Annotated in this window: 9 protein-coding genes; 6 read left to right on the plus strand and 3 right to left on the minus strand. The window is 63.8% G+C overall.

The features are described from left to right. The first annotated feature begins 5 nt into the window (after window positions 1-5). Entirely contained in the window at window positions 6-410 is a 405-nt protein-coding gene (locus ACVNHC_RS14120; protein WP_457167625.1) for a hypothetical protein, read from the plus strand. Then, the gene (locus ACVNHC_RS14125; RefSeq protein WP_050472876.1) at window positions 407-1,810 is read left to right on the plus strand and encodes an aminotransferase-like domain-containing protein; all 1,404 of its coding nucleotides are present in this window, start codon (window positions 407-409) and stop codon (window positions 1,808-1,810) included. Before ACVNHC_RS14120 ends, ACVNHC_RS14125 begins: the two co-directional genes overlap by 4 nt. Window positions 1,811-1,878: 68 nt before the next feature. Here ACVNHC_RS14125 and ACVNHC_RS14130 read toward each other — a convergent pair whose 3' ends face one another. After that, window positions 1,879-5,355, minus strand: a complete 3,477-nt coding sequence (locus ACVNHC_RS14130) for an indolepyruvate ferredoxin oxidoreductase family protein (RefSeq protein WP_457167626.1) — start codon at window positions 5,353-5,355, stop codon at window positions 1,879-1,881. A 152-nt stretch (window positions 5,356-5,507) separates the two neighbouring features. Between ACVNHC_RS14130 and ACVNHC_RS14135 the strand changes: the two genes are divergently transcribed. The 3 genes from ACVNHC_RS14135 (at window position 5,508) to ACVNHC_RS14145 (ending at window position 12,921) form a co-directional block, all read left to right on the plus strand. After that, window positions 5,508-5,987, plus strand: coding sequence for an Lrp/AsnC family transcriptional regulator (locus ACVNHC_RS14135; RefSeq protein WP_019966625.1), 480 nt, complete (start codon window positions 5,508-5,510; stop codon window positions 5,985-5,987). 421 nt (window positions 5,988-6,408) lie between these two features. Beyond that, window positions 6,409-7,239, plus strand: coding sequence for a phage tail protein (locus ACVNHC_RS14140; RefSeq protein ID WP_058899480.1), 831 nt, complete (start codon window positions 6,409-6,411; stop codon window positions 7,237-7,239). 831 nt (window positions 7,240-8,070) lie between these two features. Continuing rightward, entirely contained in the window at window positions 8,071-12,921 is a 4,851-nt protein-coding gene (locus ACVNHC_RS14145; RefSeq protein ID WP_457167721.1) for a cadherin-like beta sandwich domain-containing protein, read from the plus strand. A 77-nt stretch (window positions 12,922-12,998) separates the two neighbouring features. Here ACVNHC_RS14145 and ACVNHC_RS14150 read toward each other — a convergent pair whose 3' ends face one another. After that, window positions 12,999-14,243, minus strand: a complete 1,245-nt coding sequence (locus tag ACVNHC_RS14150; RefSeq protein WP_208977174.1) for an NAD(P)/FAD-dependent oxidoreductase — start codon at window positions 14,241-14,243, stop codon at window positions 12,999-13,001. Window positions 14,244-14,340: 97 nt separating this feature from the next. Here ACVNHC_RS14150 and ACVNHC_RS14155 point away from each other — a divergent pair, with 97 nt between their 5' ends. Beyond that, on the plus strand, window positions 14,341-15,306 hold the full coding sequence (locus ACVNHC_RS14155) for a sodium:proton symporter (protein ID WP_050472668.1): 966 nt from the start codon (window positions 14,341-14,343) through the stop codon (window positions 15,304-15,306). Window positions 15,307-15,375: 69 nt separating this feature from the next. On the opposite strand, the gene ACVNHC_RS14160 is transcribed toward ACVNHC_RS14155, so the two are convergent. Beyond that, window positions 15,376-16,218 carry a helix-turn-helix domain-containing protein gene (locus ACVNHC_RS14160; RefSeq protein WP_457167627.1) on the minus strand — a complete coding sequence of 281 codons (843 nt, stop codon included), beginning with the start codon at window positions 16,216-16,218 and terminating at the stop codon, window positions 15,376-15,378. Between the last annotated feature and the right edge of the window lie 103 nt (window positions 16,219-16,321).

Here is a 16,321-nt window from a genome sequence, read left to right on the forward strand (position 1 = left end):
CTCCTGTGACTGAATATCTGCCCTCCTCTTCGGGGCAGCACTCATTTTGCAAGCCGCATGCCAAATTGAATCCGCTCATAAAGCAGTCATTTTCATATCGTATGCATTCAATTATGCATTCAATTTCTCACATCTCGCAATCTGGAGCCCAAAATTCAGACAATATCCTGCCTTCTCTTCCGGCAGAATGCCATACTCTTGATCCAGTCAATATACAGTCTTTGGGCAGCTTTACTGCCATTACAGATCTCATTGCGGCGTTTTGGGCAGAATGCGACGCCAGCCATGGCAGCCACTCGCGCTGCCGCACCTGCGGCAACTTGCGCGCCCCAAGTAGCCACGAAACAGAGGTGACAGGGATTGAATGCATGAATATACAGTCATTCGGCGAATTGAAGGGATCACCATGACCGAGTGGACGCCGGATCTGCGGCGCAGCAGCAGCCCGCGCTATATGGCAATTGCAGATCTGATCGAGATGGACCTGCGCAGCGGCATTCTGGTGGTAGGGGACCGCCTGCCCGCGCAGCGGGAACTGGCGAAACGGCTCGGCGTGGATTTCACCACCGTGGCCCGGGGCTATGTGGAAGCCAAGAAGCGGGGCCTCATCGGCACCCATGTGGGACGCGGCACCTTCGTGACGGGCGGTCAGGACAGAGAGCGCCGCGGCTTTGCCCTGGACGCGGCACCAGACGCCAGACGGCTGTCTGCCGCCGACTATTCGATGAACATGCCGCCCGACCCGGATGATCCGGAATTGGTCGAGCGCATGCGCGAGGGGCTTTGCGCCGTCGCCTCCTCCATGGTGCCACTGCTGCGCTATCAGGGTTTTGGCGGCTCGGAGATAGACAAGGACGCTGCCGCCGCCTGGCTGGGCCGCCGGGCTCTGGTGCCGTCACAGGAACGCATCTTCGTAACCCCCGGCGCCCATCCCGCCTTGCTGACCATCCTGACCCTGCTGGCCAAGCCAGGTCAGGTGATCCTGTCCGAGAACATCACCTATCCCGGCATCCGCTCGATTGCCGCCCAGCTGCGGCTGAGCATGTGCGGCCTGCCGATGGATGAGCACGGCATCCTGCCGGATGCACTGGCCCATGCCTGCGCCACCCGCTCGCCCAAGGCCCTCTATCTGAACCCGACCCTGCACAACCCGACAACGCTGACCATTCCCGTGCAGCGCCGGGAGGAGATCTGTGCGGTTGCCCGCAAGTTCCGCCTTCCCATCATTGAAGACGACGCTTATGGCTTCATCCCGCTGCATGCGCCGCCGCCGCTGGCCTCGATGGCCCCTGACCTGACATGGCACATTGGCGGGCTGGCAAAATGCATTGGCGCAGGCCTGCGCCTTGCCTTCGTCGCCGCCCCCGACACGAAGTCCGCCTGGCCCTTTGCCGCCGCCATGCGCGCCAACTCGGTCATGGCCTCACCGCTCAACATGGCGCTGGCGACCCGCTGGATCGAGGACGGCACGGCCGACATGATCCTGCGCTTCATCCGCAGCGAAACCAGCGCACGCCAGAAGATTGTCGCAGCGCATCTGCCGGCCGGCAGTTACAGCGCCGATCCGATCAGCTTCAACATCTGGCTACCGCTGACCGAAGGATGGACCCGGTCCAGTTTTGCCGCCCACATGCGCCACTCCGGCCTCGGCATTGTCGCAAGTGATGCCTTCACCGTGGACAGCCAGCCTGGCGAAACCGTGCGTGTGTGCATCTGCGGCCCCATCACCCGTGAAAAACTGCGCCACAGCATCGAGTTCATGGCCCATGCACTGGAGGGCACGCCCGAGATGGCCGGTTCCTTCTTCTGAAATCTGGCAGGGCAAACCGGAAACAAGGAAATCCGGCAGATTGCCGCTTGGCTCACCAGGAGCCGGTATTACTCCGCTGCCGCTGCAAACTCCGGCGTGTCTCCCTTGAGCCGGTCGAGCAGTTGGGTGCGTTTCGCCTCTGCCTTCTTCAGGTTCTCCTCCTTCACCGGGCCATAGCCGCGCACCAGATCCGGCACGCGGGCCAGTTCCACCAGCAGGCCGTAACTGGCCTTGGGGAGCGCCGCGATGATGGTTTGGAGATCAGCCGAATAGCTTGCCACCAGCGCCCGCTCGGCACGGCGTTCCGCCGTGCGGCCGAAGGGGTCGAAGGCGGTGCCGCGCAGGCCCTTCATCTTCGACATCAGGCGGAAGGCACTGAACACCCAGGGGCCGAAACCCATCTTGGCCGGGCGCCCGGTCTTCGGGTCCTTGCCCCGCGACAGCAGCGGCGGGGCGAGCATCACCTTCACCTTCTTCGGATCCTCGAACTGCGCCTTCAGCTTCTGGGCAAAAGCCGGATCGGCATAAAGCCGCGCCACCTCATACTCGTCCTTGTAGGCCATGACCTTGTAGAGCATGTCCGCCGCCGTCTCTGTGAGGCGGAAGGTGCCGGGGCCATGAGCTGCATCGGCTGCCCGCACTGCATCGACCAGCTTGCGGAACCGGGCTGCATAGGCGGCGTCCTGATAGAGCAGCAGCTCGCGCTCCTGACGGGCGATGCGCTCATCCAGCGTTTCCGGCTCCAGCTTTTCCGGCTGCGGCAGGGCGGCGAGGATCTTTTCAGGAGCCGCCGCCAGCACGCGGCCAGCGCGGAAGGCCTTCACATTGGCCTTCACCTGCGCACCATTGAGATGCAGCGCCGTTTCAATGGCTTCCGCACTCACCGGCAGCGCGCCGCTCTGGAAGGCCATGCCCACCAGCATCATGTTGGCATAGATAGCATCGCCCAGCAGCTGCTCGGCAATCGTCGCCGCATCCGCCGCCTTGCACAGGATGGAGGCCGCCTCCAGCGACTTCAGCATCCGCGCCTCGTCGAAGGAAAGCGTCTGCTTCAGCACGAATTCCGCCGTCGGCGCCACGCGGGTGTTGGCAAAGACGCGGGTGGCGGAGCGGTTGGTCAGGGCCAGCTGCTCGGCATTGGTGGCCACCACCATGTCGGAGGCGATCAGCACGTCGAGGCTGGCGGTCGGCACGCGCGGTCCCTCGATGGAGCGGGCCAGCGAGGCAAAGCGCACATGCGAGGTCACCGGACCGCCCTTCTGGGCAAGGCCCGTCATGTCCAGCGTCGAGGCCTGCTTGCCATCCAGATGCGCAGCCATGGCCAGCACGGCGGAGATTGTCGTCACGCCCATGCCGCCGATACCGGCGATGAGCAGGTTCAGCGTCCGCTCCAGACCGGGCATCTCCACCGGCGGCAGTCCGGCCAGCAGGCCGTCCACGTCCACGCCATGGGTTTCCGCCTTGCGCAGTGCCGCGCCCTCGATTTCCACGAAAGAGGGGCAGAAACCCTTCACGCAGGAGAAATCCTTGTTGCAGCTGGACTGGTTGATCTGGCGCTTCTCGCCGTAGCGGGTCTTCACCGGCTCCACCGACAGGCAGTTGGACTGGACCGAGCAATCGCCGCAGCCCTCGCACACCCGGTCGTTGATGAAGAGCCGCAGATCCGGGTCCGGATAGGCGCCCTTCTTGCGGCGGCGGCGCTTTTCGGCGGCGCAGGTCTGATCATAGATGATGACAGTGACGCCATCGACTTTCTGGAACTCGCGCTGCACCTCCATCAGATGATCCCGGTGCAGCACCTCCACCAGCGGCGCCAGATCCTTGCGGCCGGTGTAGGTTTCCGGCCGCTCACTGACAACGGCAATGCGCTCCACCCCTTCGGCTTCCAGCTGGCGCGTCATCTGCGGCACGGTGAGCGGGCCGTCATGCGGCTGGCCGCCGGTCATGGCGACCGCGTCGTTGTAGAGGATCTTGTAGGTGATCGGCACCTTGGAGGACACCGCCTGGCGGATCGCCAGAATGCCGGAGTGGAAATAGGTGCCGTCGCCCAGATTGGCGAAGACGTGGGTGTCGCGGGCAAAGTCCTTCTGCCCCACCCACAGCACGCCCTCGCCGCCCATAGCGATCTGCCCGTCGGTGGTACGGCCCGCCTGTTCGGTCATCGCATGGCAGCCGATGCCGGGCAGCGAGCGGGCGCCTTCCGGCACAACGGTGGAGGAGGAATGCGGGCAGCCGGAGCAGAAATAGGGAATGCGCGCCGCACGCTCCGCATGCCCTTGCGCCCACATCACCTGCGTGTTCATGCGGGCGCTCACCTCCCGCATCTCGTCGGTCACCACATCTTCCGGCAGATAGCCCAGCAGCGCGCGGATGATTTCGGCGACAGAAAGCTCCAGCACGTCGGAGAGCATCGGCTCGCCTTCCGGCGTGCGCTTGCCCCAGATGCGCGGGCGGGCATCCGCCGGCCAGTGATAGGAAATTTCCTTGATCTGCGGCTCCAGGAAGGCGCGCTTGTGTTCCACCACCATCAGCTTGTTGAGGCCGCGCGCAAATTCGGCCAGCCCCGAAGGCTCCAGCGGCCAGGCCAGCGCCACCTTGTAGACCGCAAGGCCGATTTCTTTCGCCCGCTGCTCGTTGATGCCGATGAGATCCAGCGCCTGCAGCAGATCCCGGTAGGCCTTGCCGGTGGCGACAAGGCCAAGGCGCGGACGGCTGGCGCCGAAGGCCACCCGGTCCAGCCGGTTGGCCCGCGCATAGGCCTGAACGGCCGGAAGCCGCACGTCGCGCAGGAGGCGCTCTGTTTCCAGCCGGTTGCCGAGGAGCAGCACACGGTTGAGGTCATGCAGCAGCCAGGGGTCCTGCTCGGGGCGCACGAAACGAAGCCGGTCCGCGTTGACCGAAATGGTCGCAGAAGCATCCATCGTATCGGCAAGGCAGATCAGCGCCGACCACAGCCCGGCAAAGCGCGACATTTCGAAGCCATGCAGGCCGAAGTCGAGCACATCCTGAATATCGGAAGGATTGAGCACCGGGATTTCCGCATGCTCGAAAAAGAACTCGCTCTGGCCAGGAAGGATGGAGGACTTGGCCAGATGGTCATCGCCCGCCAGCGCCAGCACCCCGCCGTTGCGGTCCACGCCCGAGGCATTGGCCTGTTTCAGCACGTCACCGGCCCGGTCCACGCCCGGCGCCTTGCCGTACCAGATGCCGAACACGCCGTCGAAATCGGAGCCCTTGCCATGCAGCCGCAGCTTCTGCGAGCCCCAGACCGCCGTCGCGCCCAGTTCCTCGTTGATCCCGGGCTTGAACACCACGTCATGGGCTGCAATATGCTTGCGGGCACGGGTCAGTTCCGTGTCATAGCCAGCCAGAGGCGAGCCGCGGTAGCCGGAGATGAACCCGCCGGTCTTCAGGCCCGCCATCCTGTCCAGCCGCTGCCGGTCGAGGGCGAGGCGCACCAGCGCCTGAATGCCGGTCAGGTAGATCCGGCCGCCTGTTGCGGTATATTTGTCGTCCAGCGACACCACGGGCGCGTAAGCGTTCATCGGTTCCCTCCTCGGCCGCCTGACGCCCGCCTTCTACTCCCGGGTGCCAGTGCGGTTTCTCAAACACCAATATCCTCCTTTTCGCGGGTGATTTCTGTGCTATTGTGCCGCCAGCCAAGCCCTTGGCCGTGATTTTCTTCCCCGACAGGCCCATGACAGAGAATTTTCTTCTTGATCCCTCCGATATCCGCGTCCTGCGTGTTCTCCAGAGGGACGCTTCCCAATCCATCGCCGAGATTGCCCGCGCGGCCGGCATGAGCCAGACGCCCTGCTGGCGCCGCATCAAGAAGCTGAAGGAGATGGGCGTCATCCGGCAGGTGGCGGCCATTGTCGACCGGGAAGCCGTCGGCCTCGGCTTTGTCGCCTATGCCTTCGTCAAGCTGACCGTGCCCAGCCGCGAGAACATGGAAACCTTCGACAAGCTGGTGCATCACTGGCAGGAAGTCGTCACCTGCGAACGCATCACCGGCGCCGTCGACTATCTGATCAAGGTGGTCACTGAGGACATCAAGGCCTACGACAACTTCCTGCGGCTGAAGCTGCTCGACAACACGCTGGTCTCCGACGTGCAGTCCCGCATTGTCGTCAACACGGTCAAGGACACCGTCGCCCTGCCCTTGCGCGAGCGGTAACACCGGCCCTGATGCCGCCTGCCTTCTCCGGATTTGATCAAGCCCGCGCGGCCAGCAGTCAGGCCCAGCAGTCAGGCCCAGCAGTCAGGTATTTCCCGCAACGCAATTCGCCCCCTTTCACGCCGTCCCTGCACACCGGAACACCCGGCGGGCCAGCAGAAAGCTGGCCACTTTGCCAGGCGGGCCCAACTCAACCTGCACATGCAGGTCAAACGACTCACAAAAAATTTCGCGACGGCAAGCCCAAGCCACAGCAGAAATCCAAGAGAAACAAAGTTAAATCAATAATAATAATCTATATCAAGAAAAATACAGCAACGGCACTTCACAATAACTCCACTCATCCATCCCCATCAATGGGCGGCAGGCACACACGTAGGCCGTGCGCGCCTGACCGCATGAAACCAAATTGGAGTTCAGGATGAGAAAGCAGCTCAAACCCGCTCGCATCTTCGGCCAAGGACTGTCCACCCTCGGCGCCCTCGCCATGCTGGGTGCAGGCAGCACCGCCCTCGTGATCGGCACATCAGCTCCGGCACAGGCCTGCAACATGGAGTCCTACATCGGCAGCGTCTGCGCCTTTGCGTTCAACTGGTGCCCGCGGAACTGGCTGCCGGCAGACGGGCGGCAGATTGCGATCAACGGCAATCAGGCGCTCTACAGCCTGATCGGCAACCAGTATGGCGGCTCCGTGCAGAGCGGCCAGTTCGCACTGCCGGACCTGCGCGGCCGGGCGATTCTGAACTACGGCACAGGCCCGGGATTGCCCAATCAGGTCTTCGCCACCCAATCCGGCGTGGCGACCACCACCCTCACCGTGGCCAATCTGCCGCCGCATAATCATGGCGCCACATTTACCGGCACGGGCGGCGGACAGCAGACAGTGAATGTCCCTGCCTCCGCCGGCACCCTGGGCGTTTCAGCCAAACTCAATGCGAAGGATGAATTCGCCGTCCCCCTCATTACCCCCAACGCTTATCTGGGCAAGCCACCCACGTCAGGCATCCAGGCTGCGAATGTCTATGTGCCGTCCACGAGCACTGGCGCAGACGTGGAACTGAGCGGCCTCGACGTGCAATTGACAGGTACCGCCGGCAATGGCCCCATCAGCTTCACCTACCAGTCCGGCATTACTGGCGGCGCAGTGACAATCGGTAATACTGGCAATGGCCTCGCCTTCTCCAATCAGTCACCGTCGCTGGCGATGAGCTATTGCATCATGATCAATGGCCTTTACCCGGACAGGCCGTAACGGAAACTCCCCCATAAATTGTGCGGGCAGCGTTGCAAAAGCGTTGCCCGCACACGCGAAGCATGGCAAGAAAACCAAGGAAAAGCACTCTATGATTGCGTGACCTGCTGCAGTGATTCACGCAAAAACCAGATTGTTCTTGCGTCACACCAGCCTTGTGCTGCCGGGACCGGGAAACTTTGCGGGTTTTAGAGGACTGTTTCTGAGGGGATGAGTTTGCAGGATCACGGTATCCTGGCCATGGGGGAATGAAGCATGCGGGGCATCACAGGCAACCAGGCAGCGGTCAATGCAAAGCCGCGCTGCAGGACGGCCAGCCGGCATGAAACGCCGGGAGTGAAATCCGGGAAATACCAGGACACCATGCGCGCCTGGCCACGTCTCGCCCCCCTGCATTTTGTCAAGTATCTTGCCCTGCTCGTCAGCCTTGTGGTCACGGCCACATTCTTGACTGCCCCCCAGGCAGAGGCAGCTGCATCTCAAGCCTGTCAGGATCTCAATGCTGATTGGTCCGGAGGGCAGACCTACTCAGTCTCCGATATGGCCGGGGGCACGCTCAACGACTTTCTCTTCCAAGATTATCCGGTTCTAACTGGCGAGACAATTTCGTGGCACGCAACGGCAACAGCCGATGGCTCAGGAAATACATCTGCCAAGTTTGAAGTTGGCGCGCTCAGCGGATTATTCTCTGAAACAGCAATAACTTCCACCGATGGTTCCTTTTCAAGGGTCGGGTCACATACATTTCCTGACGATGACGGAGCATACATCCAGCTGGACGCATTCCGGAGTAACACAGGCATAACCACCGGTGCTTCAGTCACCTTGCGTGTGTCTTGCACGGCAAATCCGCCAATTACCCTCTCCCCCGCTGCAGGCGCACTTCCGGCCGGACAAGAAGGCGCGATCTACAACCAGACCATCACCGCGTCCGGCGGTGCGGGTGCCTATACTTATGCCGTCACCGGCGGCAGTCTCCCTGCAGGTGTCAACCTCAACGCCAGCAACGGCGAACTGACCGGCACTCCCACAACCGCAGGCACCGCGAACTTCACAATCACAGCAACGGATACCGATGGCGCCTTCGGCAGCGCCGCTTACTCCCTGCAGATCAATGCACCAGCCTCGACCGTCGCCACCCTGTCGAACCTCGTCCTGTCGCAGGGTACGCTGACGCCCGGCTTTGCCAGCGGCACCACCAGCTACACCGCTTCCGTCGGTAATGCCGTCACATCGCTGACCGTCACGCCGACCGTTACCGACGCAAATGCGACCGTCACCGTGAACACTGTTCCGGTCACCTCCGGCAACGCCTCGGGTGCAATCAATCTCAACGTCGGCAGCAACATCATCACCGTGGTGGTCACCGCCGAAGACGGCACCACGACAGAGACCTATACGGTGGACGTCACCCGCGCCGCTGCAACCGTCGCCACCCTGTCGGGCCTCGTCCTGTCGCAGGGCACGCTCGACCCGGTCTTTGCCAGCGGCACCACCAGCTACACCGCCTCCGTCGGCAATGCCGTCACATCGCTCACCGTCACGCCCACCGTCACCGACGCAAATGCCACCGTCACCGTGAACACTGTTCCGGTTCTCTCCGGCAACGCTTCGGGCGCCATCAACCTCACGGTCGGCAGCAACATCATCACCGTGGTGGTCACCGCCGAAGACGGCACGACGACGGAGACCTATACGGTGGACGTCACCCGCGCCGCTGCAACCGTCGCCACCCTGTCGGGCCTCGTCCTGTCGCAGGGCACGCTCGACCCGGTCTTTGCCAGCGGCACCACCAGCTACACCGCTTCCGTCGGCAATGCCGTCACATCGCTCACCGTCACGCCGACCGTTACCGACGCAAATGCGACCGTCACCGTGAACACTGTTCCGGTCACCTCCGGCAACGCTTCAGGCGCCATCAACCTCACGGTCGGCAGCAACATCATCACCGTGGTGGTCACCGCCGAAGACGGCACCACGACAGAGACCTATACGGTGGACGTCACCCGCGCCGGCGCAACCGACGCCACCCTGTCGAACCTCGTCCTGTCGCAGGGCACGCTCGATCCGGTCTTTGCCAGCGGCACCACCAGCTACACCGCCTCCGTCGGCAATGCCGTTACGTCGCTCACCGTCACGCCCACAGTCACGGACGCAAATGCCACCGTCACCGTGAACACTGTTCCGGTCACCTCAGGCAATGCTTCGGGCGCCATCAACCTCAACGTCGGCAGCAACATCATCACCGTGGTGGTCACCGCCGAAGACGGCACCACGACGGAGACCTATACGGTGGACGTCACCCGGGCCACCCCGGCCTCCACCGATGCCACCCTGGCGAACCTTGTCCTGTCACAGGGCACGCTTGATCCGGTCTTCGCCAGCGGCACCACCAGCTACACCGCCTCCGTCGGCAATGCCGTCACCTCGCTGACCGTCACGCCCACTGTCACGGACGCAAATGCCACCATCACCGTGAACACTGTTCCGGTCACCTCCGGCAACGCTTCGGGTGCCATCAACCTCACGGTCGGAAGCAACGTCATCACCGTGGTGGTCACCGCCGAAGACGGCACCACGACGGAGACCTATACGGTGGACGTCACCCGGGCCGCTGCAACCGACGCCACCCTGTCGAACCTTGTCCTGTCGCAGGGTACGCTCGACCCGGTCTTCGCCAGCGGCACCACCAGTTACACCGCCTCCGTCGGTAATGCCGTCACGTCGCTGACCGTCACGCCCACCGTTACCGAGGCAAACGCCACCGTTACCGTGAACGGCAACACTGTCACCTCCGGCAACGCCTCGGGTGCCATCAACCTCACGGTCGGTGACAACACACTCACCATCATTGTCACCGCCCAGAACGGCACGACGACCGAGACCTATACGGTCACCGTTAACCGTGCCGCCCCGGCCGCAACCGACGCCTCCCTGGCGAACCTTGTCCTGTCGCAAGGCACGCTCGACCCGGTCTTTGCCAGCGGCACCACCAGCTACACCGCCTCCGTCGGCAATGCCGTCACATCGCTGACCGTCACGCCGACCGTTACCGACGCAAATGCCACCGTCACCGTGAACACTGTTCCGGTCACCTCCGGCAACGCTTCGGGCGCCATCAACCTCAACGTCGGCAGCAACGTCATCACCGTGGTGGTCACCGCCGAAGACGGCACCACGACGGAGACCTATACGGTGGACGTCACCCGTGCCGCCCCGGCCTCCACCGATGCCACCCTGTCGAACCTTGTCCTGTCACAGGGCACGCTGACGCCCGGCTTTGCCAGCGGCACCACCAGCTACACCGCATCGGTCGGCAATGCCGTCACGTCGCTGACCGTCACGCCCACCGTTACTGACGCAAATGCCACCCTCACCGTGAACGGCACATCCGTCACGTCCGGCAGCGCCTCGGGCGCCATCAATCTCAACGTCGGCAGCAACATCATCACCGTTGTGGTCACCGCCGAAGACGGCACCACGACGGAGACCTATACGGTGGACGTCACCCGGGCCGCCCCGGCCTCGGCCGATGCAACCCTGTCGAACCTCGTCTTGTCGCAGGGCACGCTGACGCCCGGCTTTGCCAGCGGCACCACCAGCTACACCGCCTCCGTCGGTAATGCCGTCACGTCGCTCACAGTCACGCCCACAGTCACGGACGCAAACGCGACCATCACCGTGAACGGCACATCCGTGACGTCCGGCAGCGCCTCGGGTGCCATCAACCTCACGGTCGGTGACAACACCCTTACCATCATTGTCACCGCCCAGAACGGCACCACGACCGAGACCTATACGGTCACCGTCAACCGTGCCGCGCCGCCGGCAACCATCACCCTGTCGCCCGCAGGCGGTGCCCTCACCGCCGGTCAGGTGGGCACCGCCTACAGCCAGACCTTCACCGCATCCGGCGGCACGGGCCCCTATTCCTATGCCGTCACCAGCGGCGCCCTGCCCGGTGGCCTCAGCCTCAACACCAGCACCGGCGAGGTGACCGGCACGCCAACGGCGGCAGGCACTGCGAACTTCACCATCACCGCAACGGATGCCAACACCGATACGGGCAGCGCCGTCTATTCCCTGCAGATCAACGCCGCCCCCGCATCAATCAGCTTCTCGCCCGCAGGCGGCGCCCTGCCCGAGGCCATGGCCGGGGAGGATTACACCACCGCCATCACGGTGAGTGGTGGCACAAGCCCCTATCTCTTCAGCGTCAGCGCCGGGGCACTGCCTCCCGGCATGGTTCTGAACGTTTCGACCGGTGTGCTGAGCGGTCCACTCGATCCGGACACGGAAGGCAGCTACAGTTTCACCATTCAGGTGAGCGATGCCAACAACGCGACCGCTTCGGCCGCCTATACGCTGGAAGTCCAGACGCGCGCCGTGACCGTGACGGACAAGGTGGTGACCGTTCCCGCCGGAGAAACGCCCGGCAACGTCAATCTCGCCACAGGTGCCACCGGCGGTCCCTTCATTGAAGCAAACATTGTGTCCGTTGAGCCCTCCAATGCGGGCACCGCACGCATTGTGAACAGCCAGTTCGCCCAGGCTGGCGGCGGTGGTTCGGCAGGCTTTTATCTGAAGTTCACGCCGGACCCGGCCTATTCCGGCCAGGTCACCGTGCGCTTCTCGCTGACCAGTTCTCTCGGCATTTCAAACACCGGCAGCGTGATCTACAACCTCGGATACAATCCGCAAAAGGTCGCTGCGGAAATCGACAGCCTTGTGCGGGGCTTTGTCCGCACCCGGCAAGGCCTCATTGCGAACGCAGTGAAGGTGCCGGGCCTGCGCGACAGGCGGCGGATGCAGACGGCAAACGAGATCGTCAGCATGCGGTTCACGCCCTCGGAGCGCGGCATGTCCCTTGGATTTGCCACGAGCCTGGAGCAGATGAATGCGGCCAGCAATGCCCTGACACCGGGCCTCAAGGCAGAGGCGCTGGCGTTCAACGTCTGGATCCAGGGCACTGCTTCTGCCCATACACGCAAGCAGAATGACGGCCGCTGGGGCAACTTTGCCATGCTCTCCGCCGGTGCGGATTATCTGCTGGCCGATTGGGCACTTGTTGGTGTGTCGTTCCACTATGACCATATGAGCGATCCCACCCCGGGCGGCGCAAGACTGAGCGGCAACGGCTGGCTGGCGGGCCCTTACGCGTCGATCGAGGTCTACCGGAATGTCTTCTGGGATACGCGCCTCTTCCTTGGCGGATCGACCAACGACATCGACACCCAGTTCTGGGACGGCGGTTTCGACACCACCCGCTGGATGGCCGATACGGCCCTGTCCGGCGAATGGCAGCTGGATTCGGCCACCACCCTTTCCCCCACCCTGCGGGCGGTCTATCTGTCGGAGAAGATCAAGGACTATGGCGTCCGCAATGGAGCCGGGGACGAAATCCTCATGGATGGCTTCATCGAGGAGCAGTTCCGGGTCAGCGGTGCCCTTGAACTGGCACGGCTGTTCATTCTGGACAATGGCATGCTGCTGACGCCCGCCCTTGAACTCACGGGCGGCTATGCCGGGCTTGGCGGCCGGGGTGCCTTTGGCGCCGCCGAGGGCAGCCTGACCCTGACCGATGGCTCCAGGTGGCGGCTCAATGCCGGTGTGAAAGTCAATGTGGAAGGAGACGGCAGCACGTCCCTCACCGCAAAGGCCGGTGCGGGCATCCGCTTCTGATACCAAGGCGCTGAGATCCTCAGGCGCGAAACGGACCTAACCCTTTCCCGGTGCGTCAAGACCACCGGGAAAGGATATTACAGGAAGCGGAGGGGGGACAGCGGCGCAGGGTCGATGACCGGTGGCACGCCGGTGATGAGATCGGCCAGAATATGCCCGGTGACCGGTCCCAGCGTAAAACCGCAATGGCCATGGCCGAAGTTGAGCCACAGGCCGCTCTCGCCGGGGGCAGCGCCCAGCACCGGCAGACTGTCCGGGAAACAGGGGCGTGAGCCCATCCAGGCACCCGGTTCGGCAGGAACCGTCAGCGGAAAGATCTCGCGGGCCTTGCGGAAGGCCCGCTCCACCTGCACAGGCGTCGGCGCCGCATCCCGTTCGGCCAGTTCAATGCCCGTCGTCAGGCGGATGCCCTTTTCCATCGGCGCCAGAACATATCCCATTTCCGCATCCACCACGGGCCGCGACAGCCCCGCCCCTGCCCTCGCCTTGTAGTGCTGGTGGTAACCGCGCTTGACGGCGAGCGGGAAGCGGTAACCGAAGCCTTTCAGGATATCCATGGACCATGGCCCCAGACACAAGGCAACGGCGCGCCCGCGCACCGGCCCCTTGTCCGTGGCAATGGCCCAGCCCCCGTGCGAGCGCGTCAGGCGCCTTGCATCCCCGGTCAGGATCTCGCCGCCCTTCTCCGCCAGCGACCGGGCAAAGGCCTTGGTGACGGCGCCGGGATTGGACACCGATTCGCTCTCGGGCCAGAAGATGCCGCGGCACCCTTCGGCTGTGAGATAGGGCTCCAGTTCGTTGAGGTCGAGCTCGTCCATCTCGTGATAATCGACGCCGAAGATCCGGGCATAATGGCGCTCGGCCGCCGTCGCCTCGAACCCTGCCTCCGTGCGGTAGACGTAAATGGTGCCCGTCTGCCGGTAATATTTCAGCGCCTCCGCGGCTTCCGCCAGCACCCTGTGCTCGCCGATGGCATAGGCCTCCAGCGCATTCATCGCATGGGCAAGGCGCTGCACGCCCGTGCGGCTGCCATGGCGGCGGAACGCCATCAGCCAGGGCAGCAGACGCAGCACCGTGGCAAGGCTGTAATTGGCGCCGGGCCAGCGCCCCAGCGCGATGTTGAGCAGGAATTTCGCATCTCCGGGAAAACCGGGCGGCAGGAATCCGTTGCGCTCTATGATCCCGGCATTACCATGGGACGTCTCTTCGCCGGGCTGGCGGCGGTCGACAAGGGCAACGTCAAGCCCCCGTCGCTGCAACTGCAGGGCGGTCGAGGTTCCGACCATGCCGGCGCCAAGCACGATGACGTCAACTGTGCGCACCTGCCACCCTTCCAGCCCTGCCTTCACCCGCCCGAGTTGCTTAACATTCTGACGCTTATAGCCTCTTTCGCCAACACCTAAAGGAGAGAATTACCGTATGGCCCTTTCCCTCACAGGCGCGCTCGGCTGGCTGGGCCGCCGGGGCACGGGGGCGGTGGCCCTGAGCGCCTTCGCCGGCATGGTGCTGCCGGGCCTCTCCTCCCTGGCGCGGCCCTTTGTGTCCGAAGCCATTTTCGCGCTGCTGGTGCTGGCCTTCCTGAAAGTGGACCAGACCGCCGTTCTGGCCCGGCTGCGCCGCCCCGGGCTGGTGCTGGCGGCCAGCTTCTGGATGATGCTTCTGCTGCCCACGGGCGCCGCCCTCCTCGCCGCGGCGGCGGGCTTGCGGGAGGCCGCGCCCGATCTTGCCATGGCGCTGTTCATCGTCACGGCAGCCCCGGCCATCATGTCCTCGCCTGCCTTCATGTATTTCCTGAAGCTGGACGGCGCGCTCAGCCTCACGGTTCTGGCCCTGTCGATGCTGCTGGTGCCGCTCACCGCCCCTTTCACCGCCTATCTCATTCTGGGCGAGACGCTGCCGCTCGACAGCCTGACACTGGGCCTCAAGCTCTTCGGCCTCTTGGCCGGGTCCATGGCCGTGGCCGCGCTGCTGCGGCGGCTGGCAGGCGAGGCAAGGATCGCCGCCGCGCAGGATGTGATCAGCGGCGGCAACGTGCTGCTGCTGTTCTTCTTCGCCGTCGCCGTCATGGATGGTGTGGCGGCAAGCTTTGCCAGCCGTCCGATGGTGTCGCTCGGCATCGTGGCCCTCACCTATGCGGTGTCGCTGACACAGGCCGGCCTGACGCTGCTGGTCTTTGCCCCGGCCCTGCGCAGCGATGCCTTCGTCATCGCCTATTCGGCCGGAAACCGGAACATGGGGCTGATGGTGGCCGCCCTCGGCGGCACCCTGCCGGACCTTGCCTGGCTCTATTTCGGCCTGGGCCAGTTGCCGATCTACACCCTGCCCTACCTGCTGCGCCCGCTGGCCCGCAGGCTGACGGCATCAGCCCCTGCAAAACAAGCCTAGCAACGCTGTTGCTTGCAGGGGAATGACGGCTCACCCGGCGGAGGACATATCCAGGTCAGGTGTTACCCCTCAGGAACTGCTTGCCCTTGCCGGAACGAGGGAGGCCATGCGCAGGGCAGTCTCATGGTCGGCGGGCAGGAAGGCTTCAATCGCAAGCTCAGACAGGGTCACATCGAGCGCTGTCCCGAAGATCGTGGTCGTGCTGATAAAGGAGAGCAGGCCTTCTTCAGTCTGCAGCCGCAGGGGAACGGCGATACCCTCAGCACCGGATCGGCCGCTTACCCCCGCCATCTCGCGGCTTGTCGCGGCCGGATAGCCCCGCAGCTCTGCTTCAAGGGCCTTTAGAGAAACATCAGCAGAGGCTTCGATCTGCGCGGCAAGCCGGGCCAGAACATGGCGGCGCCATTCGCCAAAGTTCACAATCCGCGGCGCCAGCCCTTGCGGATGCAGGCTGACACGGAGGGCGTTCACCGGCGGCTCCAGCAGCCTTGGATCCACACCGGCGAGCAGGATGGCAAGCGCACAGTTGGCGTCGACCATGTTCCAGTGGCGGTCAACGGCCAAGGCGGGGTGCGGCTCAAACCCCTTGAGGATGGTTCCGACGGCCTCACGGGCCGCCGCCATTCCCGGATCTTCCAAGGCGCGTCCAGCAAACATGGGGGCATAACCGGCAGCCATCAGCAAGGGGTTCCGGTCTCTGAGCGGCACATTCAGCTGCTCCGCAAGGCGTAAAACCACGTCCTTGCCCGGCACCGACCGGCCCGATTCGATAAAGGAGAGATGCCGTTGCGAGATACCGGCCTCCAGCGCCAGTTCAAGCTGGCTGAGCCTCCGGCGCTGCCGCCAGACGCGCAGCATCGCGCCGATTGAACCGGGATCTGTGACATTGGCGGAGGCTGTCATGGTTGTCATGCACGCAAAATAGCGGGAGCCGGAGCTTCGAGGCTATTACCTTGGAGGTAATCGCCTTCAGAAGCAATCCGGTGAAGTCTGGGCATGGCAGAAGCGGGATGGT

It is taken from the genome of Pannonibacter sp. Q-1 (assembly GCF_054073275.1).